20 protein-coding genes and 1 tRNA gene are annotated in these 21302 nt (G+C 61.5%); 18 read left to right on the top strand and 3 right to left on the bottom strand.

The annotated features are described in order from the left end of the window. Positions 1-735: 735 nt before the first annotated feature. A complete protein-coding gene (locus Q1A53_RS12030) occupies positions 736-1263 on the bottom strand; it encodes a hypothetical protein (protein WP_299966778.1) in 528 nt (175 codons plus the stop codon). A 310-nt stretch (positions 1264-1573) separates the two neighbouring features. Further along, positions 1574-1650: transfer RNA gene (locus tag Q1A53_RS12025), tRNA-Arg, on the bottom strand. Positions 1651-2137: 487 nt separating this feature from the next. Between Q1A53_RS12025 and Q1A53_RS12020 the strand changes: the two genes are divergently transcribed. After that, entirely contained in the window at positions 2138-3181 is a 1044-nt protein-coding gene (locus Q1A53_RS12020) for a LacI family DNA-binding transcriptional regulator (protein ID WP_299966775.1), read from the top strand. Beyond that, a complete protein-coding gene (locus Q1A53_RS12015) occupies positions 3178-4389 on the top strand; it encodes a crosslink repair DNA glycosylase YcaQ family protein (RefSeq protein WP_299966772.1) in 1212 nt (403 codons plus the stop codon). Before Q1A53_RS12020 ends, Q1A53_RS12015 begins: the two co-directional genes overlap by 4 nt. A gap of 102 nt (positions 4390-4491) precedes the next feature. Here Q1A53_RS12015 and Q1A53_RS12010 read toward each other — a convergent pair whose 3' ends face one another. After that, complete coding sequence (locus Q1A53_RS12010; RefSeq protein WP_299966769.1) at positions 4492-5007, bottom strand: winged helix DNA-binding protein; 516 nt, start codon at positions 5005-5007, stop codon at positions 4492-4494. Between the two features lie 195 nt (positions 5008-5202). On the opposite strand from Q1A53_RS12010, the gene Q1A53_RS12005 reads away from it, so the two are divergent. The 16 genes from Q1A53_RS12005 (at position 5203) to Q1A53_RS11930 (ending at position 21280) form a co-directional block, all read left to right on the top strand. Next, positions 5203-6183, top strand: a complete 981-nt coding sequence (locus tag Q1A53_RS12005) for a TRAP transporter substrate-binding protein (protein ID WP_299966766.1) — start codon at positions 5203-5205, stop codon at positions 6181-6183. Positions 6184-6252: 69 nt separating this feature from the next. Then, positions 6253-6777 (top strand): TRAP transporter small permease, encoded by a 525-nt coding sequence (locus tag Q1A53_RS12000; protein WP_299966807.1) that lies wholly within the window; start codon positions 6253-6255, stop codon positions 6775-6777. 4 nt (positions 6778-6781) lie between these two features. Beyond that, complete coding sequence (locus tag Q1A53_RS11995; RefSeq protein ID WP_299966763.1) at positions 6782-8089, top strand: TRAP transporter large permease subunit; 1308 nt, start codon at positions 6782-6784, stop codon at positions 8087-8089. After that, a complete protein-coding gene (locus Q1A53_RS11990; RefSeq protein ID WP_299966760.1) occupies positions 8090-9016 on the top strand; it encodes a hypothetical protein in 927 nt (308 codons plus the stop codon). Position 9017: 1 nt separating this feature from the next. Then, on the top strand, positions 9018-9749 hold the full coding sequence (locus Q1A53_RS11985) for a carboxyltransferase domain-containing protein (RefSeq protein ID WP_299966757.1): 732 nt from the start codon (positions 9018-9020) through the stop codon (positions 9747-9749). Continuing rightward, complete coding sequence (locus tag Q1A53_RS11980) at positions 9746-10768, top strand: biotin-dependent carboxyltransferase family protein (RefSeq protein ID WP_299966754.1); 1023 nt, start codon at positions 9746-9748, stop codon at positions 10766-10768. Before Q1A53_RS11985 ends, Q1A53_RS11980 begins: the two co-directional genes overlap by 4 nt. A gap of 12 nt (positions 10769-10780) precedes the next feature. Continuing rightward, the gene (locus tag Q1A53_RS11975; RefSeq protein WP_299966751.1) at positions 10781-11548 is read left to right on the top strand and encodes a 5-oxoprolinase subunit PxpA; all 768 of its coding nucleotides are present in this window, start codon (positions 10781-10783) and stop codon (positions 11546-11548) included. A 230-nt stretch (positions 11549-11778) separates the two neighbouring features. Then, the gene (locus tag Q1A53_RS11970) at positions 11779-12504 is read left to right on the top strand and encodes a sugar transferase (RefSeq protein ID WP_299966748.1); all 726 of its coding nucleotides are present in this window, start codon (positions 11779-11781) and stop codon (positions 12502-12504) included. 114 nt (positions 12505-12618) lie between these two features. Continuing rightward, positions 12619-14442, top strand: coding sequence for an ABC transporter ATP-binding protein (locus Q1A53_RS11965; RefSeq protein ID WP_299966745.1), 1824 nt, complete (start codon positions 12619-12621; stop codon positions 14440-14442). 140 nt (positions 14443-14582) lie between these two features. Continuing rightward, on the top strand, positions 14583-14723 hold the full coding sequence (locus tag Q1A53_RS11960; protein WP_299966742.1) for a lasso RiPP family leader peptide-containing protein: 141 nt from the start codon (positions 14583-14585) through the stop codon (positions 14721-14723). Between the two features lie 204 nt (positions 14724-14927). After that, the gene (locus Q1A53_RS11955; RefSeq protein WP_299966739.1) at positions 14928-15215 is read left to right on the top strand and encodes a PqqD family protein; all 288 of its coding nucleotides are present in this window, start codon (positions 14928-14930) and stop codon (positions 15213-15215) included. 3 nt (positions 15216-15218) lie between these two features. Continuing rightward, entirely contained in the window at positions 15219-15650 is a 432-nt protein-coding gene (locus Q1A53_RS11950; protein WP_299966736.1) for a lasso peptide biosynthesis B2 protein, read from the top strand. Further along, the gene (locus tag Q1A53_RS11945; RefSeq protein ID WP_299966733.1) at positions 15647-17539 is read left to right on the top strand and encodes an asparagine synthase-related protein; all 1893 of its coding nucleotides are present in this window, start codon (positions 15647-15649) and stop codon (positions 17537-17539) included. Before Q1A53_RS11950 ends, Q1A53_RS11945 begins: the two co-directional genes overlap by 4 nt. After that, positions 17539-18471, top strand: a complete 933-nt coding sequence (locus Q1A53_RS11940) for a hypothetical protein (RefSeq protein ID WP_299966730.1) — start codon at positions 17539-17541, stop codon at positions 18469-18471. The genes Q1A53_RS11945 and Q1A53_RS11940 overlap by 1 nt, the downstream gene beginning before the upstream one ends. A 173-nt stretch (positions 18472-18644) precedes the next feature. Beyond that, on the top strand, positions 18645-18908 hold the full coding sequence (locus Q1A53_RS11935; protein WP_299966727.1) for a hypothetical protein: 264 nt from the start codon (positions 18645-18647) through the stop codon (positions 18906-18908). Next, complete coding sequence (locus tag Q1A53_RS11930) at positions 18908-21280, top strand: right-handed parallel beta-helix repeat-containing protein (protein ID WP_299966724.1); 2373 nt, start codon at positions 18908-18910, stop codon at positions 21278-21280. The genes Q1A53_RS11935 and Q1A53_RS11930 overlap by 1 nt, the downstream gene beginning before the upstream one ends. Positions 21281-21302 lie beyond the last annotated feature (22 nt).

Raw genomic sequence — 21302 nt, 5'->3', positions numbered from 1 at the left:
TTTGGTCGCTTGTTTGCCATGGTATTCCTCCGTTTTCCTAAACATAGCGGAGGACCACTCCAGTGGGGGAGGATCACCGGCACGCATCTTCAGGAAGAAATTGCCGTCATCAAAGAGAGTCTCGGCGCGCGCGAAAAGCGGTAAAGACTGAAGCCCCAAAATTGTTGGAATCCAACCGCGGTCGTTTAGACTGTAGCTTGCGTTCGTTATGTCCCCACGTTCTGAGAACAAATCGATGGATAAAGCGACAGTCAAGTTGTCAGGAAGCGATAATCTGGTGTCATGGATAGACTGCAGTACTTTTTGTTTTCAACAGGTTGTATAAAACTGAAGCGTCAAACTTTCTGTCATCTGACATACCCTTTGTCGTGAGTAGTCACGCGAGTCTTCCACAATTGCCAGGTTTTCCGCCACAAACGTCAAGGAAACCTTCCACAACAACCTTTTCGGGCTTTCCGGAGCAGTTGGTTGTGATGAAGCCGAAGCAACACTTTTCAGGAACTGATCGGCATATGGTCTAGTTTCGACAGTTTGCGCGCCCAATGGTGGCCCAATGCGCAAGCCTCGACACAAATTAGACAAGGCGCGAGGCGTTCGAAAAACTGAATGATCTGAGATCGGCAGAAGAGCCTTTGAACATAACCTACTCAGCCTCCGCGTTGAGGAAAGTCTTCTTGAAGATTGAGGGGACATTAGTGAATCTCTAATTAGCTAAAGTCATTTGGAAGCAGTGGGTTACATCATTTCTTGTGGAGAATGCGCATGACTCCTCAAATTTGTCATTTGCTCATAAGAGTGCGGATTCACGCATACCCCATGATCACATGGAATCATGCACGACGCAGCGCTATTCAAGTGTTCGGTCACGTCCACAACAACTGGCTTGGTACAAGAAATTCCGTGACCCTCGGGGTCGATGTTTGGGATTTTGTGCCTGTGCAATTCGATGATGTTGCTGCTAGAGCCTTGGAGTTGCCTGAGAAATTGCATTGGAACGACGTTGCTCGCCGTCTCGGTCTGAAACGGGCGCGTATCGCTCGCGATGGTATGCTCCGCGGCGCCCACAATGTTCTTCAAATCGATCCTGAAGCTCTTTAACTGGGACGAGATCGAAGCGACGTGTTCCTGTCTGATCTCGTCGAGCTCCGCGTTCAGCTTCTCGATCACCCGGGTAGGCTCGCCAGTCTCAGGATCGCGGGCGGTGATGTAGGCCTGGCCGGTGCGCGGCAGGTCGAAGCCAGCATCGGTGAGTGCGTCGATCATGGTTGCGCGGTTTGTGATCAGGCCGAGGTCGATCTAATCCTGAATCTACCCATGTAGCTCGTCGCGGCCTTGTCGGCGAGGAACATGATGATCTGCTTGCGCGTCGCACTCCCGAACTTCCGCTCCGCACAAGCATTCGTAACCCGCCAGCTCATCGGATAGCCCCAAAAGCCGCACAAACGTGCGAGTTTTGTACAGGTTTTGTACGAGATTTCGGTCGTTTTCGGGGAATTCGGTGGAAAACGAAGCGGGCGTTTCTGCAGGATCGGACATAACCCCTTGAAAATAAACCATATTTATCAGGTGTTTTTGGCGACCCCGGCAGGATTCGAACCTGCAACCTGCCCCTTAGGAGGGGGCTGCTCTATCCAGTTGAGCCACAGGGCCGCTGTTTTATGTGCTAGTCCATTGCATCATGTTTGTCATCGGTGACCCGATCACGTCAGTCTGCGCGCGGTCTATTGTCCATCCGCCTGGCTTTTGCAAATGGGCGCCCGCCGAACTTCGTCACGGCGTAATGTCTGAGAGAGCGCGTATCTGCTCTGTACCAAGATATGTTCGAGCCTCCGTTTCAATCAAAGCTCAGCTCCGCCGGAATCGCGGATAGCGTGCGGTTCTGACAAGCGTGTCACTGTCATCAAAGTGGATGTCTACCGTTGCGCGCGGCGGCGTCAGAGCATTGTACTCCACCTCAATGCGCCATGCTTTACGTCTCCCAAGCTTTTCGAATATCGCTGCGCACCGACCAGTGGGGCGCCGACAGAATCTCGGGCGTTCTGGGCGTGCATCAAAGCCCGATGGTATACACGACCAGCCATGCTTGATAGGACGGGCGCGCTCGGTTACCAAGAGGGACACGGCACGGGAGTATCGAGTGACCAGACCCAAACAGCGCCCTTTGACCCTCCGCGATGTGTCCGAAGCCTGCGGCGTTTCAGAGATGACGGTCAGCCGGGTTTTGCGCAACCGCGGTGATGTCTCGATCAAGACGCGCAACAAGGTGCTGGAGGCGGCCAAAACGCTTGGCTACGTACCCAATCAGATCGCCGGGTCGCTCGCCTCGCAACGGGTCAATCTGATCGCTGTCATCATCCCGTCGTTGTCGAATATGGTCTTTCCCGAGGTGCTGACGGGCATCAATAAGACGTTTGAGGGAACGCCGCTGCAGCCTGTCGTCGGGGTCACCGACTACCTGCCCGAAAAGGAAGAACAGGTTCTTTACGAGATGCTGTCCTGGCGACCCTCGGGTGTGATCATCGCCGGGCTGGAGCATTCGGATGCGGCCCGTGCGATGCTGCAAGGCGCGGGCATCCCGGTGGTCGAAATCATGGATGCGGACGGCAACCCGGTTGACGCCATGGCGGGTATCTCGCACCGGCGCGCGGGCCGGATGATGGCCTCGGCGATCCTCAAGGAAGGGTACAGCCGTATCGGTTTCATGGGGACCAAGATGCCGCTCGACCACCGCGCGCGCAAACGGTTCGAGGGGTTCACCGAAGGATTGACTAAGGCGGGGATCGAGATCGAAGCGCGCGATTTCTACTCCGGCGGTTCGGCGCTGGCCAAAGGGCGCGAGATGACACATGAGATGTTGCAGCGCTCGCCGGATCTCGATTTTCTCTATTACTCGAATGACATGATCGCGGCAGGCGGTCTTTTGTATCTGCTGGACAAGGGCGTTGATATTCCGGGTCAGATCGGGCTTGCGGGCTTCAATGGCGTCGAACTGCTCCAGGGGTTGCCGCGGCAGCTTGCGACCATGGATGCCTGCCGGACAGAGATCGGGGCGGCGGCGGCGCAGATCATCCTGGATCGCAATGCGTTGCCGGAGGATGCGGACCCGGGCCCGCCCGTGCGTATGACGCTGACGCCCAAGATCACATTCGGAGATACGCTGCGTCGCAGCCGGCGCGGATGAACCGCGCGGTTCTGGACAACCGCCAGGCGCGGCGGCTGTTTCTGGATCGGCACGGGCTCAGCGAAAACCCCGCCGGCCCGGCATCGGGTACAGCACTGTTGTCGCTGATCGAGCACCTGGGCTTTGTGCAGCTCGACAGCATCGACACGCTGGCGCGGGCCCACGATCTCATTCTGTTTTCCCGTCGCCCGCGCTACCGACCCAAGGCGCTCAAACGGCTGTACGAACGGGATCGCGCGCTTTTTGAACATTGGACCCATGATGCGGCAGTGATCCCCATGGCATTCTACCGGCAATGGCAGCTGCGGCGGGAGCGTGATGCGGCGCGGTTGCGCGAGAAGTGGAGCCAATGGCGACGAGAGGGCTTCGAGGCGCAGTTTCAGCCGGTTCTCGACCAGATCAGGGCGTGCGGGCCTCTGTGTTCGGCGGATGTGGGGCAGGGTGAAAAGCGCGGGTCAGGCGGTTGGTGGGACTGGCATCCTTCGAAAACCGCGCTGGAGTATCTCTGGCGCAGCGGCGCGCTTTGCGTCGTGGGCCGGGATGGATTTCGCAAGAAATACGATTTGACGGAGCGGGTGATCGAGCGCGGGCTCTGCACGCCGCTGGAACCGGAGGAAACGACCCAGATCATTCACTGGTGCTGTGAAGAGGCGCTGGCGCGGCTGGGCTTTGCGACACCCGCTGAAATTGCGGCCTTTTGGGATCATGTCACCCTGCCTGAAGCAAAGGCATGGTGCGCGTCAGAGTTGGCGCGCGGGGCGCTGGCGCCGGTGGAAATCACCTGCGCCGATGGTGGGCGGCGCGAGGTATTTGCGCGCCCGGACATCATGGCGGATCCGGCGTTGGACGTGCCACCCACGCGCAGGTTACGCGTGCTCAGCCCCTTCGATCCGGCGCTGCGGGACCGCAAACGCGCGGGGCGGCTCTTTGGGTTTGACTACCGGATCGAGATCTTCGTGCCGGAAGCAAAACGGCAATATGGTTATTACGTTTTCCCGATCCTCGAAGGTGACCGGCTTGTGGGCCGGGTGGACATGAAAGCGCGGCGGGACCGCGACATGTTATGGGTTCGCGCGCTCTGGCCCGAGCCGGGGGTGCGGTGGGGCAAGGGGCGCATCGCTGCTTTTGAGGCGGAACTTGCGCGTTTGGTGCGGCTGGCGCGTGTTACGCGCTACGGGTTCGAGGATCACTGGCTCCGGGATGCCTGAGCACCGGGTTCCGCTGTTCCGCCCGGCGTCAGCCCGGGCAGCCGCCGATCCCCCTCGATGGGGGTGAGGGGGCTTTCACCCCTCCTGCTGCCGGTGTTTGGCCTAGTAAGTCGTCGCCGCCCGGGCGGCCTGATCGTACTGCCCCGACATCAGACGCAAGAGCGATGCTGCGTGGCTGACCTGTTCCGGCTCCAGCCCCAGATCGCCCACCGCCCGCAGCAACAACCCTTCGCGGATCTCACGGTAGCGCACGCAGGCCTCCGCTCCCTTGTCCGTCACCGCAACGGTCTTTTCCTTGCCCTGGCGACCATCCTTGACCAGTCCGGCCTTGATGAGCTTCTTGACCGCGTAATTGACCGTATGCGTGTCCTCCACATTCAGGACCATACAGATATCCGCCAGCTTTTTGGGCCTGTCGCGGTGGTAGACCGAATGCAGCACCAAGACGTCGAGCGCGCCCAACTCGGGAAAGCCCGTCATGGCAATCGCGCGCACCATCCAACGCTGAAACGCATTGTTGGCAAGCGTCAGCCCGTATTCCAGCTCCGATATCTCCGCGAATGACCCGTCTGCGAGATGTGCCGAAGACACAACCGGGCCCAAAAATCCATCCGACATAGTCCCAGTCTGGCTAACGCTGATATTTTGTCAACATTTTGTTGACGTGTTGTAAAAGTTCGTCAGTATTGCCTTGGGTGAATCAGTCAGTGCCATCCGGCTGCGTGCACACGCGACGGTAGGGCACACGGCAGATCCGCAATGCGACGGGGGACGAACTTCCGCGCTGAACGATACGCAACACGGGAGATAAAGATGAATACGATCAACAAATTGATGGCAGGCACCGCAGCCTTGGCGCTCAGCACAGGATCCCTCGCCGCGGCGGAGAAATGGGACATGCCGATGGCCTATTCCGCCTCCAACTTTCATTCCGAAAACGGTGTGGCCTTCGCAGACTGCGTAGGCACCGGCACCAATGGCGAGATCACCATCGAGGTCCACCCTGGCGGCGCGCTCTTTGCCGGGGCGGACATCAAACGTGCGATCCAGACAGGCCAAGTGCAGATCGGAGAGCGGCTGCTCTCCGGCCACCAGAACGAGAGCGCGCTCTTCGGGTTCGACAGCGTGCCCTTCCTGGCGCCCTCCTTTGAGGACAGCGAAAAGCTCTATGCAGCTGCCAAGCCGAAGATCGAAGCGTTGCTCGATGAGCAGAACCTCGCGCTGCTCTATGCCGTGCCGTGGCCACCACAAGGGCTCTACTTCAAGAAGGAAGTGAACAGCGTTGCCGATATGGAGGGCATCAAGTTCCGCTCCTATAACAACACCACCAGCCGTCTGGCGGAACTGACAGGCATGTTGCCGGTGACGGTCGAGGCGGCGGAGATCAGCCAGGCCTTTGCCACGGGCGTCGCGGAATCGATGGTATCCTCCGGTGCCACGGGCTACGACCGCAAGGTCTGGGAGAGCCTGACGCATTTCTATGAAGTCGATGCCTGGCTGCCGCGCAACTACGTGATGGTCAATCAGGACGTCTGGGCGGATGTGTCTGACGCCAATAAGGCAGCAATTACGGCCTGTGCCGCCGAGGCGGAAGCCCGCGGCCTGCAAGCCTCACAGGACTACACCCAGTTCACCATGGACGGGCTGGCCGAGGGTGGCATGACCGTACAACCCGCCGGTGATGCGCTGATGGGAGAGCTGCGCGAGATCGGTGAGACCATGACAGCCGAGTGGCTGGAAGCGGCAGGCGATGAGGGCGCGGCCCTTGTGGATGCGTTCAAGTCCGCGCAGTAAGCCGCTAACATGGGGCGGCCCCTTGCCGGACCGCCCCTCATTCAGCAACGCCCCGGGGAGGTGCCGCATATGCAGGTGATCCGCAGGACACTCGACTTTCTCTACCTGTGCTCGGGCATCGTTGCGGCGCTCTGCCTGATATCCATCCTCGTGCTGATCGTCGCCCAGATGGTGGCCCGCTGGACGGGCGAGATCTTTCCCGGCGCGCCAGACTACGCGGGCTATGCCATGGCGGCGGCGAGCTTTCTGGCCTTTGCCAACGCGCTCAGCCGTGGCGCGCATATCCGGGTGTCGATCCTGCTGAATGCGGTTCCGGCCGGGATAAAGCGGCTGCTGGAGATCTGGTGTTTCGCCATCGGTGCGGCGGTCGCATGGTATTTCACCTATTACGCCTATTGGTTCGTCTACTGGTCGTGGAAATTCAACGAGGTCAGCCAGGGCCAGGACGCCACGGCGCTGTGGATCCCTCAATCCGTCATGGTGGTGGGTGGCGGGCTGATGGCCATCGCACTTACCGACAACCTCTTTCACGTGATCTTTCGCGGTGAGCACCGGCTGACCAGTGACACGGTCGAGCAGAGCCACGGAGAATGAAGCCATGACCGAGCTGTACGCGATCGTTCTCTTCCTTGTGGTGCTCTTCCTGCTGCTTGGTACCGGCGTCTGGGTCGGGCTCGCGCTGATGGGCGTGGCCTGGGTGGGGATGGAGCTTTTTACCACGCGACCCGTGGGCGATGCCATGATCACCACGATCTGGGCCTCCTCCAGCAGCTGGACGCTGACGGCACTACCGCTCTTTATCTGGATGGGCGAGATCCTCTACCGCACGCGGCTGTCCGAAGATATGTTCAAGGGCCTGTCACCGTGGCTCGCGCGTTTGCCCGGCGGATTGGTGCACACAAATATCGTGGCCTGCACCGTTTTCGCGGCTGTCTCGGGCTCTTCCGCCGCGACGCTGACCACGGTGGGCAAGATGTCCATCCCCGAGCTGCGCGCCCGCGACTATCCCGAAAAGATGGTCATCGGCACGCTGGCAGGGGCAGCGACACTGGGCCTGATGATCCCGCCGAGCCTCGCGCTGATCGTCTACGGCGTCTCGGTCAATGAAAGTATCACCAAGCTCTTCTTTGCGGGTGTCTTTCCCGGGCTGATCCTCGCGGGGATGTTCATGGCCTATGTGGCGATCGTCTCTCTCAGCTCGAAAGAGTGGAACCCGCGGGTCGAAACGGGCATGTCACTAGGTGACAAGCTGCGCAACTCCCGGTTTCTGGCGCCCGTCTTCGCGCTGATCGCGGTCGTGATCGGGTCCATGTATCTGGGTTACGCCACGGCGACCGAAGCCGCAGCCATAGGTGTTCTGGGATCGCTGACGCTCGCCGCTGCACAGGGATCGCTGAGCATTGCGTCCTTCCGTGCAAGCCTGATGGGTGCCATGCGCACTTCCGCCATGATCGCGCTGATCCTCGCGGGGGCCGCCTTCCTCAAGCTGTCGATGGGTTTTACCGGCCTGCCGCGCGCATTGGCCGACGGCATCGCAGCACTTGAATTGGGACGGTTTGAGCTCTTGATGGCGCTCTTGGTCTTCTACATCGTGTTGGGTATGTTCCTCGACGGCATCTCGGCGGTGGTACTGACCATGGCGATTGTGGAGCCGATGGTGCGCGACGCAGGGATCGACCTGATCTGGTTCGGTATCTTCGTGGTGGTCGTGGTCGAGATGGCGCAGATCACCCCGCCCATCGGGTTCAACCTCTTTGTGCTGCAGGGCATGACCCGGCACGAGATGGGCTATATCACCCGCGCAGCCCTGCCGATGTTCCTGATCATGGTGTTGATGGTCTTCGTGCTGATCTGGTTCCCGGGCATCGCGACGTGGTTGCCGGAAAACATCCGAAACACGCCTTAGATGCTGGGGGCGCTGAGCCTATGTGCAACCCATTCCCGATTTCTGCTGATAGGTGGTCTGGTGATCGGTGCGGGTTTGCCGGGACTTGCCGCTGCCATGGCGCCATGGTTGCCGCAGATGGTCGCGGTGCTGCTGGTGATCACGGCGTTCCGCATCGGGCATCGCGCTGCTTTGGGGGCGCTCGGCGATTTGCGATGGAGCCTGCCCGCGGTGCTGGTGTTGCAATTGGTACTGCCGCTCGGCGTCGTGTCGGCCTTTGCCTTGATGGGCCTGCGCGACACGCCGCTGGCTCTGGCGCTGACCCTGGCCTGTGCCGCGCCGACGATCGCCGGGGGCGCGTCGCTTGCGATCATTCTGCGGCAGGATCCCGCGCGCATGATGCAATTTCTGGTGCTGGGCACGGCCCTCTTTCCACTGACCATTCTGCCGGTGTTGATGAGCCTGCCTGTCGTGGCCGAACCCGCCGCGCTCCTGGTCGTCGCACTTCGGGCGCTTGCGATTATCCTCGGCGCCTGCTGTGCAGGGTTTGCCCTGCGCGCTATCCTGCTGCCCAGACCGGATCCACGCCAGATTGCCGCGATGGACGGCGCTGCAGTACTATTCTTTGCCATCATCGTGATCGGACTGATGGCCGCGTTGGGCCCGATGCTGCGCGACGACCCCGGACAGGCGTTCCTTTGGGCGCTGTCGGCCTTCGCGCTGTCCTTCGGGCTGCAGGCGGCAGCTCTGATACTGTTGCGCCGCTCCGCTCTCGCACCGGTCGCCGGGCCGTTGGCATTGGCGGCGGGCAACCGCAACATCGCGCTTTTCCTCATTTCGCTACCGCCAGAGATGCTGGGCCCTGTGATGATCTTTGTCGCCTGCTGGCAGCTGCCCATGTATCTCACACCGGTCCTGCTGCCGCGGCTCTACGGTCTGACGGCTTGAGATGACTGCCAAGCCGCATATCCGTCTGGTAGGGCTGACCGGGCTGCTGGTCAGCTTTGGCAGCGAGATGAGCGAGCCCGCCAACCGGGCCGCACTGGCGTTTCGAGCGGCGGTCGAGGATGAGGACTGGCCAGAGGTCAGCGAGACAATGATGTCGCTCGTCTCCGTCTATGTGGCGGTGGACCTCGTCACCGTCCCGGCAGAGACGATCCGCACGCGGCTGGAGGATCTGCTGGCCCGTGAAGACTGGACCGCGGCAGCGCTGCCCGAAGGCCGCACGCTGTGGCATGTGCCGACGGTCTATGGCACCGATCTCGCCCCGCAACTGGAAGAAGCCGCGGAGCTGGCGGGGCTGGACCCCGACGCGGCGATCCGCACGCTGTCCACCACCCGGGTGCGCGTCTTCACCCTGGGGTTCGCGCCGGGGCAACCCTACCTCGGTCTGTTGGGGGAGGCGTGGGACATCCCCCGGCAACAGGGGCTGACCAAACAGGTGCCATCGGGCGCACTGGTCGCCGCGATCCGCCAGCTGATCGTCTTTACCGCACCCACGCCGACCGGCTGGCGGCATGTGGGCCAGACGGCCTTTCGTACGTTTGACCAAAAAGCTGACCCACCCATCGCACTGTCGCCGGGGGATGAACTGGTGTTCCCGGCCATCGACCGCGCGGCTTTTGACGCACTGGCCACCGACGCGCCCTTTGGTGCGGTGGATCGCGAGGCGATCCCGTGAGCGCAGTGCTGCGCATCGTTGCAGCGGGGCCTGCAATGAGCGTTCAGGATCTGGGGCGCGATGGCTATCTGAGCGTGGGTCTGACCCGCGGCGGAGCTGCGGACCCTCTGGCGCTTTACGAGGGGGCGGCCTTGCTGGGCCAGGATCCCGACTTGGCCGCGATAGAGATGATGGGCGCGGGTGGCAGTTTCGAGGCAAGTATCGATACGGTCATCGCGCTGACCGGTGCGCCAATGCGCGCCACACTTGACGGCAGACCCCTCACCTGGTCGGCAAGCCACATGTTGCCCGCAGGGGGCAGGCTGGTGATCGGCGGTGCGCAGAGGGGTGTCTACGGCTACCTTCATGTGGCCGGTGGGATTGACAGGCCACTGGAGATGGCCGCCCGATCAGCTCATCTGACTGCGGGCATAGGCGGTCTGCTCAGCCAGGGCGATGCCCTGCCGATTTGCCCGTCACCTGAGGCCAGTGGTGGCAGGGCGCTGACACCGCAAAGCCGTTTCGAAGGAGGCGTCGTGCGTGTCATCGCGTCCTTCCAGTCCGGTCTGTTTCTGCCCGAGACCCGTGCACGCCTGACCCGGACGGCCTTTCGCCGGGATGCGCGCGCGAACCGGCAGGGCGTGCGTCTGCAGTCTGACGGTGAAGGGTTTCACGCAGAGGGTGGTCTGAGCATCGTGTCCGAGGTCATCACCACCGGTGACATTCAGATCGCGGGCGACGGTGCGCCCTACGTTCTGATGTGCGAAAGCCAGACCACCGGAGGGTATCCGCGGATAGCGACAGTGATCCACGCGGATCTGCCGCGCGTGGCGCAGGCGCCCGCGGGCGCGCCGCTGCGGTTCGAAGAGGTCACCCGCGACGCAGCCATCGAGATCGAGAGGCGCGCCCGGGCTGAGCGGGATGCGCTGAGGCACCGCGTATTCCCGCTGATCCGAGATCCTCATGACATCCCCGACCTGCTTGGCTACCAACTGGTCAGTGGCGCGATATCCGCGCTGGACCCGCATGTGCCTGACTAAAGGAGATACCCCATGACATCTGTCGATCTGAACGCTGATATGGGCGAGAGCTTTGGGCCCTGGGTGATGGGCGATGACGCATCGCTGCTGCAAACCGTGACTTCCGCAAATATCGCCTGCGGGGCGCATGCGGGCGACCCGCACGTGATGGCCAGGACGATGCGCATCGCCATGGAGAACGGCGTCGGCATCGGCGCGCATCCGGGCTTTGCGGATCTGCAGGGTTTTGGGCGCCGCCGTCTCAGCTTGCCGCGGGCGGAACTGCAGGACCTGATCCGCTATCAGGTCGCGGCATCCGTTGGGATGGCAAAGGCGCTCGGGGCGCGGGTCCGGCATCTCAAACTGCACGGGGCGCTTGCCAACATGGCTTCTGAGGATGAGGCATTGGCCCGTGATTGCTACGAGGCCGCACTGTCTGTCGACCCCGATTTGATCGTCATGGTGCTATGTGCAACGGCACAGGAGGCGGCGGTGAAGGCTCTGGGCTGCGGTTACGCCGGGGAGATATTTGCCGACAGAGCCTATAACGAGGATGCCACACTGGTGGATCGCAGCATCGAAGGCGCGGTGATCCATGATCCTCTGGTCGCGGGTCGCCGGATGGTCGAGATGGTGCAGGCGGGCGCGATCCTGACTGCCACGGGCAAGCGGATCGAGACAAACATCGATACCATCTGCCTGCATGGCGACACTGTCACAGCGGTGCAGATCGCAGCCGAAGTGCGTCGCGCGCTGGAGGCGGCCGGTATCGTCGTGGCCCGGTTCTCGGGTCGCTCCTGACGCTCGCTCCCAGGCGAAACGACCGCGCCGCACGGAGGGCACCCACTCGTCATGGTAGAATCATGCCAGTGTCATCTGCGTGTCACACGAGGCTGTTCACTCTCGCTCACGGCTATGTGTACGGCGCGAGTGCCTAATTTTTAAGCGCTACTCAGGAGGGAATTCGCTTATTCGGTTTGACTCGCTCGTTTTCACTTCCCCTTGCTCTACTTCGGCACCAGAGATGGTTAATGACCGGTAAACTTCTCAAACCAAAGACGTTTCAGGAGATAACGATAGCTATGATTTCTGATTATGCTGACACCAAAAAAGTTAAGCTTTTTCAGGGGCGTAAGGTCGTTCCTGCGGTCTACAGGCGTGCCGGAAAACGCCTCTTTGATATCTCTTTGGCGTTAATCTTATTGCCAGTGATATTGCCCGTTATCGCCGGTCTTTGGTGCGTAACTGTCCGCGATGGTGGTAGGGGCTTCTTTGCACACAAGCGCATCGGGCGGCACGGAAAAGTCTTCAGGTGCTGGAAATTGCGCACAATGGTCGTGGACGCAGAAGCACGACTTCGTGAGCATCTTGCGGCCAATCCTGCGGCAGCCGAGGAATGGAAGCGCGACCATAAGTTGACTGATGATCCACGGATCACCCGTCTGGGTCGCTTCCTGCGCCGGACGAGCCTGGATGAACTGCCGCAGATCTGGAATGTACTGCGGGGCGAGATGAGCTTTGTTGGTCCGCGGCCCATTGTTCGGGTTGAATTGCACAAATACGGTCCGCACCGGCCTGTCTATCTGTCAATGACGCCGGGCATCACCGGTCTCTGGCAGGTGTCAGGACGCAATGACGTGACCTACTCCGAGCGCGTTCAACTGGATCTGGACTACTCCAGCAAGCTGTCTCTCGTGACGGACGTCCGTCTGATCATGATGACGGGCTTGTCGGTGGTCGGCGCGACCGGGCGCTGACGCCTGACCTCACTTTCACAAATGCTGTTAGTTCCGCGCCGCGGGGCTAGCATTTTGACGATGGTATTGCCGGGGACGCCGTCCTAAACAGGCGTCCGAAAGGTGATCACAGTCATGGCGCGTACCGCATTTTCCCTTCCCGACCGCTTAACACGATCCATGGCGCTGTGGCGCAAGGTGCTGGAGTTGCTGAAGTACAGCAGCAGACGGCTCGGGATCTGCGTATTTGCCGCGACGCTGCTGGAGATCGGCCTGACCCTCGGCGCATTGCTCGCCGTCAAGCTGGCCATCGACGATATTGCACAGTCCACTGCCAGCACTGACACGTTGGAACTCGCGCCGATCCTCTGGGCGATTGGCGGGGTCCTGCTGCTGTTTCTGGCGGGGCGCATCATGAACTCCGTTGCAAACTACTTTCGCGCAGCACAGGGCTTTGTTGTCAGCGACTACGTCAACCGGGCCATTCAGGAACGGGCCGTGTCTGCGGATCTGAGCTTTTACGACAGCTCGCTCTATTACGACAACTTGGAGCGCGCGCGGCAGGCGGGGGCCCAGCGGCCCGCACAGGTGATCGCCAATGCGCTGAATGTCTTTCGGGGCGGGATGATGCTGGCCGGTATCGCGGCGGTTTTGTTCTTTGTGGAATGGCGACTGTTGCCGATCAGCCTTGCTGCCGTGGGGCTGATGCTTGTCGTGCAGATCCGCTTTACCCGCCAAAGGTTCAGACTACAGCGCGCGCTGGTTCAAAAGGAACGGCACGCCGCCTATGCCGATTACATGATGACGTCGCAGCCTTTTGCCAAAGAGGTGCGCCTGTGGGATCTGGGTGCCTATCTGCGCGGCCAGTACATGGACATCCGCAAGATGGTGCGAAAGGACTATCTCGCCATCGAGCGGCGCAAGTCCATTGCGGAAAGCCTCGTGTCCGTGGTGGGGACGCTGGTCGTACTGGCGTCGGCTGCCTTCATTCTCTACCGCTTCAGCACCGGGCAGGCGACACTGTCCGATCTGATCATGGTGGTACTGCTGCTGGTGCGCGCGGAGACCGCCGGGCGTGATTTTGTCACGAGCCTGTCCAAACTCTATGACGATCAGCTTTTTCTGAATCAGCTGTTCGCCTTTCTGGATCTCAAGCCACTGATGAAGCCGGATGTGATGCCGATCCCGCTGCCCGAGCGGGCGGAGGACGGGGTGGTGCTGGACGAGGTGACCTTTGCCTATCCGGCGTCGGAAAAGCCCGCGCTGAACGGGGTGTCACTGCGCATCCGCCCCGGTCAATTCACGGCCCTTGTGGGCGGCAACGGGTCGGGCAAGACGACACTGATCAAGCTTCTTTGCCGGCTCTATGATCCCCAGGAAGGCACCGTGCGCTTTGAGAACACGGATGTGCGCCGCTTTGACCCCGTGGCCTACCGCCGCAAGTTCAGCGTGATCTTTCAGGATTTTGCGCAGTTCGCCTATTCGGGTCGGGACAACATGCGGTTGGCCGAACTGGGGCAGACCAGTGATGACACACGACTGCGCGCCGTGGCCGAGCTGACCGGCGCGCATCAGGTGCTTGAAGAGCTGCCGCGCGGCTATGATACGGTTCTGTCCCGGATGTTCGATGGTGGGGTCGAACTGAGCGGTGGGCAATGGCAAAAGATCGCGCTCTCGCGGGCGATTTTTCCTGATTCGCAATTCATCATTCTCGATGAGCCGACCAGTGCGATCGACCCCAACGCAGAGGCGGAGCTCTTTGATGGCTTCCGGGACAAGCTCGATGGTCGGGGCGCGTTGGTCATAAGCCACCGGCTGTCCACGATCCGGCAGGCGGACTATACGTACGTTCTTGATAACGGTAACATCGTCGAAGAGGGCACCCACGCGCAATTGATGGGGCAAAGCGGGCGGTACGCTGAAATGTTCGAACGTCAGGGCCGCGGATATCGCAGTTAAGGTGTGAGCCTAAAAAAAGGGCAGCGCCACAAAACTCGGCAAAAATGCGCCGGAAATCATCAAAAGCCCTTGAGAAACTCCGCTGACGGTCAATATGGTTAATACGTTTTAACTATTACGGTTAAACGAAAGGAGAAGTCATGACTAAAGTAGCTTATGAGGCGCCCGTTCTGCGTGCGCACGGCAAGGTCGAGGCAGTCACCAAAGGTGGGACAACAGGTACATCGCTCGACGCAGCGTTCCCCGTTGGCACACCTTTTTCCGACGTGACCCTGTCCTAATAGGGAACAGAGGACGTCTTTTTGGACGTCCCTGTCACCGTAGAGATCGCCGGGGTCCGGATATTCCGGGCTCCGGTTTTTTTCACGAAAGAGGAGTGAAGCCGCGCCTCATTTGTGAATCCTCCTGCCGCGGCTTTTGAGTAATATTAGGGATGCGGCATCCGCGATGCTTCCCCTGAAGTGAATAACAACTGGATCCATCCTATGTCCTTTGAAAGAAGTTATGTCGCCCAGCCGGATGTCGTCGACTGCGACATTGGTGGCGATCGTGCACTTCTGCATCTCCAGACAAACACCTACTTTACCATGAATGCGACTGCCTCGGCGTTGTGGCTGGCACTGGCTGAGCCCAAGACAGTCGATGATCTGGTGGGCGTCGTCGTCGAAACCTTTGATGTCACGGCCGAGCAATGTCGCCCCGATATCGAGGCGTTGCTTGGCCAGATGATCGAGGCCAATGTGGTGGATGTGGCCTCCGCTGAGGTCGCCTGATACATGCGCCGTGTCCGCTGGACAGGCATTTATGCGTTGGCTCTGGCGGTTGTCGTTTTCGTGCGCGCTGCCCTCTGGATCACACGCTATCAGCGGATCCGCAGCGCGTTGGTGCGCCCCTGCCCCGAAGATCCCCAGACATCACGGCGAGCGACCGTCGCGCGTATTACCCGGGCCGTGGCACGCATCGCCCGGTTCATCCCGGATGCCAGCTGTCTAACGCAGACGATCTCCTGTCAGGCCATGCTCTCCTGGAAGGGCATCCCCTCCACCATCACCATGGGTCTGAAAAAAGATAGCAACGGCGTGTTCAAGGCGCATGCCTGGCTGAGCTGGGACGGGCAGGTGGTGCTGGAAGGGGACGAGGGAACGCTGCTCGACTTCAACAAGATCCTCGATCTGCCCACACCGGTGCGTGCGCCAGCATCACCATGACCCATGCATATGCCGTGCGCCTGCCGCTGAGCGGCGCCGCGCCCGTTTCTTCTCCAACCGATGCCGCACGTCTGAGCCGTATGACAGCCGCCGGTTGGGAGGTGGATCAGCCGGGCGCAGACATGGATGTTGCGATCCACGGCTCTGCGGGATGCCACAGGTCGGGCAATTGGCTGGTGTGCGGGATCGCGTTCCTGACCGACCGCCCAGCGGTGCTGGCGCAATTGGGATCGACCAGCGATACGGCGGCACGGGACGATCTCGCTTTGCTGCTCGATCTGCGCATGGCCGTGGGAGAGCGTTTTGCCGCGGACGTTGCCGGGGCTTTCTCGGTCGTTTTTGTCGATCTCGAACGTGGTGCCGCCGAGGGGTACCGCGACCGTCTGGGTCTCTATCCGTTCTACCATGTGATCAAAGGGGGCGCGCTCACCTGCGGCTCCGACATGCGCGCCTGTCTGCATCTGTCAGCGGTGCCGCTGGCGCCTGACCCGGTGCGGATCGCTGATTTCGTTCAGGGCGAAGAAGTCGATGTGCTCAGCACGGCCTTTGACGCGCTCCGCCGTCTGCCGCCTTGTCACCGTCTCGTCAGCGCACAGGAAGGTCCGGACGTTGAACCTTACTGGTCGCTTACCCAGCCCGAACCGCAGCCCGAGGCGGGCGCGGCGGCCGAGCTGCGGCATCGCTTGCAGCAGTCCACGGCGGCCTGCCTGAGGGCCGATGGCAGGGTTGGCGCGATGCTCAGCGGCGGGCTAGATTCCTCCGCGCTGGCCGGTCTGGCCGCTGCGGAAGCGTCCGAGCCGCTGCCAACGCTGTCGTTCGTCTATGGCGACGACAAAGCCTATGACGAGACGCCGTTCATCGATGCTGCGAATGATGCCTTCGGGTCAGAGCCGCATAAGATCCCGCTTGGCGCCGCCCCGCCGCTTTCTGCCTTAGGACCCGTGATCGAAGAGCAGATGGATCTCTTTCTCGCCCCGGGTCTGCCAAAAAGCCGTCAGATATATGCAGAAGCGCGCAAACTCGGGTTGGCCGCCTTGATTGACGGTCATGGTGGGGATGAGGTGATCTCGCATGGCTATGGCCGTCTGGTGGAGCTTGCCGCCGCCCGGCGGTTCGTGACGCTCTGGCGCGAGGCGCGGGGAGCGTCGCAGATCCATGGAGTACCGCTAATAGGCGTCTATCTGAGCCACATCGCCCGGTACAGCGGGATGCGCCCTGGCCATCCGGTCCGGCGGGTGCTGATGAAGCTGGCGCGGATCTCACAAAACCGTGCGTCTCTGGCGGGCTGGCGGGATGGTGCCGCCAGCCTGGTGGCGCCGGCGTTGCGCGAGGGGCTGGATGCACGCCGGTACAAGACAGACCCGCCATTGAACACGCGCGCGGATTTTCAGCGTGCCGAGCAGATCATGCACATGGCTGCGGTGACCGATCCGCTTATGACCCAGTCCTTTGAGGTGCTGCACCGCTCTGCCACGGCGCAGGGCATCCTGCCGCGCTATCCGTTCTTTGACTGGGGGGTGCTGTCCTTTTCGCTCGCCCTGCCGTCCCACCTGAAGCTGAAAGACGGACGCAGCCGCTGGATCCTGCGGGATGCCATGGCTGGGGTGCTGCCGGACCGTATTCGTCTGCGTCGCGACAAGGCCGAGTTCGGCAATGAGTTGAAAGACGTGGTCCTGAGCTACTACCGCGACAAGGATGCGCGCGCTTTCGCGCCCTTGGCAGATTTGGTCGACGCTCAGGCAGCCGAACGCCTGAGGGCGCGCGTCATCTCCGGCAAGGTCACCGACGTGGCGGCGATACGCGCGCTTTGGCGGCTCGCCGTGCTTATCCACTGGACACAGGCCCACGCGCGCTGGCAAGACGCGCAAGACAAGGGAACGCTGATCTGATGGCACACCACATCTATTCCGTCTTCGGCCTGACCGTGATTTCGGACTTTGCCTTTGACGTGCTGGAGCCGCTTGAAGCCGCAACGGATGAGGCGCCGGTGCGGGTCATCCGCAGCGAGGGGCTGCACCCCGCCACGCCCCCACAACTGGACCCCTACTTCGAGATCGAGCCGGAACGACAGTACATGCACTGGCGCGCGGTGGGCACGTTCTGCATCGATGATCCCGGCACGGTGCGGGTCGAGCCGCAGGAGGGCGTGTCGGACCATCTGCTCTCTCAGGCGTTCCTCGGGCTGGTCATGTCGCTGGTGCTGGAGCGGCGCGGGATCCTGTGTCTCCACGCCAGCGCGGTGTCGGTGAACGGGCGCGCGGCGATCTTTCTGGGCGACAAAGGGGCGGGCAAGTCCACCACCAGCGCGGCGCTGTTGTCGCGCGGGCATGTGCCGGTGACGGACGATCTGGTGGCGGTGGACGGTGCGCTGCTTGATCCGCCTGCGCCGATCATCTGGCCGGGGTTCTCCAGCATGAAGCTGTGGCCGGATTCCGTGGATGCGTTGGCGCTGACGGAAGATGACGGGGACCGGCTGATCCACCCTTCGGTGACCAAGGTCCAAAAGCGCATGCCCAGCCCGATGGCGGCAGATCCAGTACCGCTGGGGGCGCTGTTTGTCCTGCGGCGCAGCGAGGAGGTGACGGAACCTTCAGTCGTGCCGCGCCCGGCGCATGAAGCGCTGCAGATGGTGCTGCGCTACACCTTCATGGCGCGCTACGGCGAGACCCGGCTGGGCAAGGCACATCTGGCGAACCATCTCAAACGCTGCGGTGCAGTTGTGGCCGGTGCGCCCGTTTTTGATCTGATGATTCCGGCGGACCTGTCACGCCTGGATGATCTCTGCGCGACGATCGAGGATCAGTTGACTGCCGCGGATTAGCGCAGGTCAGCCCTATCCATTTGAACTGACACGCCTATCCTAGACTGAGCCTGCACTCCCCGTCCGGTCGGGTTCTGCGGTTAATGGTCCGTGCGTTGGTTTTGCCGCTTGGCAAGACCTCTTGGCGCATAGCTAGGGGCTGTAACGTCACTGATACCGGGAACTCTTTGACCATGTCTGATTCATTCGAAAGTCACAGCCCTGGGCTGAATGCACCTGCCTTTGGCGCCTTCCAGATCACGCCTCAGGATGACACCGCCCTGAACCATGTTACGCGGGCCATCTATATCGGGGGCGAGGGCAACCTGACCCTGACCACGGCCCACGGCCAGACCGTTACCTTCATCGCCGTCCAGCCGGGTATGATCTACCCGATCCGCTGCACGGAGGTGAAACAATCCGGCACAACCGCCTCCGGGATCGTGGGGCTCTACTGATGATGGGCGCGCTTTCGATCGGCGCGGTCGCTGGTGGATCCACGAGCCGTGGACGCTCTGTCGGGTCCCGGACCGAGATGCTGCCGGGCAAGCTGCGGGTGCTGATCGACCGGGTCCCTGCGGCGGCACGCGATGAGCTCGCCCTGAACCGTTTCGATGTGGACGGGCAGTCGTATCTGGAGACGGTTGCGGCACCGGCCAGCCCGCAGCTGGCCGCCAATCCCACGCCCGGGCGCGTACGAGGCGATGGGACCGTCGTCACAGCCCTGACCGAACCTCTGGAGGTTGGCGCGGTCTATGTGGTCTCCTATGAAGTTCTGGCTGACGGCGGCACAAAAGGGCTCTTTTTTGCGGACAACGGCGGCTCTCCCTTCCCGTTTTCGGCAAAGGCGAGTTTTGCGCTTGGTCGTCACAAGATCATCGTTGTGGCACAAAGCACCGAGGTGCGCGCGATGATGCGGGTCAACGGCGATCTGACCTTTGGCTTCGTGTCCTGTCGCAAGGCCGAATGGCAGTTGCCTTTGCCGGACGGTGTCGCACATCCCGAACTTGCGACCCTGCAGGAGCCCGGCGCCCTGCGCGGCGATGGCACGATTGTGTCTTCGCTGAAAGAGCCGTTGGAAATCGGCACATCCTACACGCTGCGGTATCACATCAGGTCCGCGACCTGGGACTCGCGGTTGTTCACAGCACCGAACGCCGGATCCCCCTTTGCCTTTGTGCGGCTGCCTTCCGGGGCAGGGCACCATGCGGTTACGCTGGTCGCGCAAAACAGCGATGCATCGGCCGTTCTGCGGTTGACCGGAGAGATAGACTTTGCCGCGTTTTCCTGTCGCAAGGAGGGTGGCGTCGCCGGACGACAAATCGAGATGGACGTGACTGTCGGCAGCGCCCGGTCGCGCAAGACAATCTATACGCCTGATCCGGGCGAGCTGTTTGTCTCGCCCATGGGGGATGACAAGCGGGGCACCGGTGCCTTCGGTTCCCCGTTCCGGACACCGGGAGCAGCCTGCGCTGCCGCGCGCCCGGGGGACACGGTATATCTGCGCCCCGGCGTCTACGCGCCTTTCGAGATCCCCGTCAGTGGCACTGAGGAGAACCCGATCACGGTGCGGACCCTGCCGGGCGAAGAGCATCAGGCGGTCATCGAGGGCGACCTGCTGCTGCACCGCACTTACGGTGGACCGGGGATCCCGGAGGATGAGGCGACCCGGGACGGCATTTACATCCGGTCGCAGGACTATCTTCACATCCGGGATCTGGCGATCCGGAACATCTGGCGCTGCGGCATCTTCGTGCGTGGCGATGAAGGCGAGCAGCACGGCCATCATGTGCTGGCCAACAACCTCATCACGATGACTGGCAGCTCTGCGATCTATGTCGGCGGCAACAACTCCTCCACGATCATCCCGCGAGACGAACCGCGCCTGGCGCGTGTTACGGATGTGGTCATGGAGTACAACGATCTGTCCAAGACCAACGTGATCACGGACTACAACGACAACCCCAACAACCCGCAGGGTGAGCCGGGCGGCGTGGCTGAGGCGATCTCGGTCGCGGCAAATGCCGCCAACATCATCACGCGCTACAACGATGTGCATGACACGCGGCAGTACGGGATCGACTACAAAGCCGGTGTGCGCGGTGGCGAGATCTACGGAAATCGCGTCTGGAACGTGGAGCGGTATGGCATCTACCTCGATACCGGGCGCCGGTTTGTCGAGGACGTGGCCATCTACAACAACCACGTCTGGAACTGTGATCTTGGCATCGTATTGGCGCGCGAGGCGGGCAACAAGGATATAGACTACGATGTCTTTACAGCGCAGGAGGGTCCGGAGGACTTCCTTCAGACGCTCTCCAATATCGACGTCTATAACAACCTTGTCTGGGACACCAATCTTGCGGGCATCTATTGCCAGAGACACCCCAAAAAGGACGGTCCGGACGGGGTGATCCGCGACATCCGCATACGGTTCAATACGGTCTACAATGCGAACCGGGCTGGCACCGGGCGAGACCTGAACCTTTCGGGTTGGTCGGATGCCGACTTTGAAGCCGCGGGCGTGGTCAGCAATGTGGACTTCATCGGCAATATTGTCTGGAATGACACCGCAGAGATGCGGATCCTGAACACCTTTGTGGACAAGCCGGGCTTTCTGGTGGCGGACAATCTTATCGGGGTCGATCCTTCCTTCGCGGCGCCGGATGCGACACCGCCCGATCTGTCGTTGGCGGTGGGCAGTGCTGCAGAGGGTCTGGCCGGGGCGACGGTCACGGAGACGCCGTTTACCCGCGACATTGATGCGGTCGCCCGCGACGCGGCACCGGCGGCTGGTGCATATGCGGCACGCGCCGATGTCAGCGTCTGAGGAAATGCCTCAAACACCACGA

The sequence above is a fragment of the uncultured Roseobacter sp. genome (assembly GCF_947496515.1).
Classification (GTDB): Bacteria; Pseudomonadota; Alphaproteobacteria; order Rhodobacterales; family Rhodobacteraceae; genus Roseobacter.
This window is presented reverse-complemented; position numbering and strand designations above follow the sequence as displayed.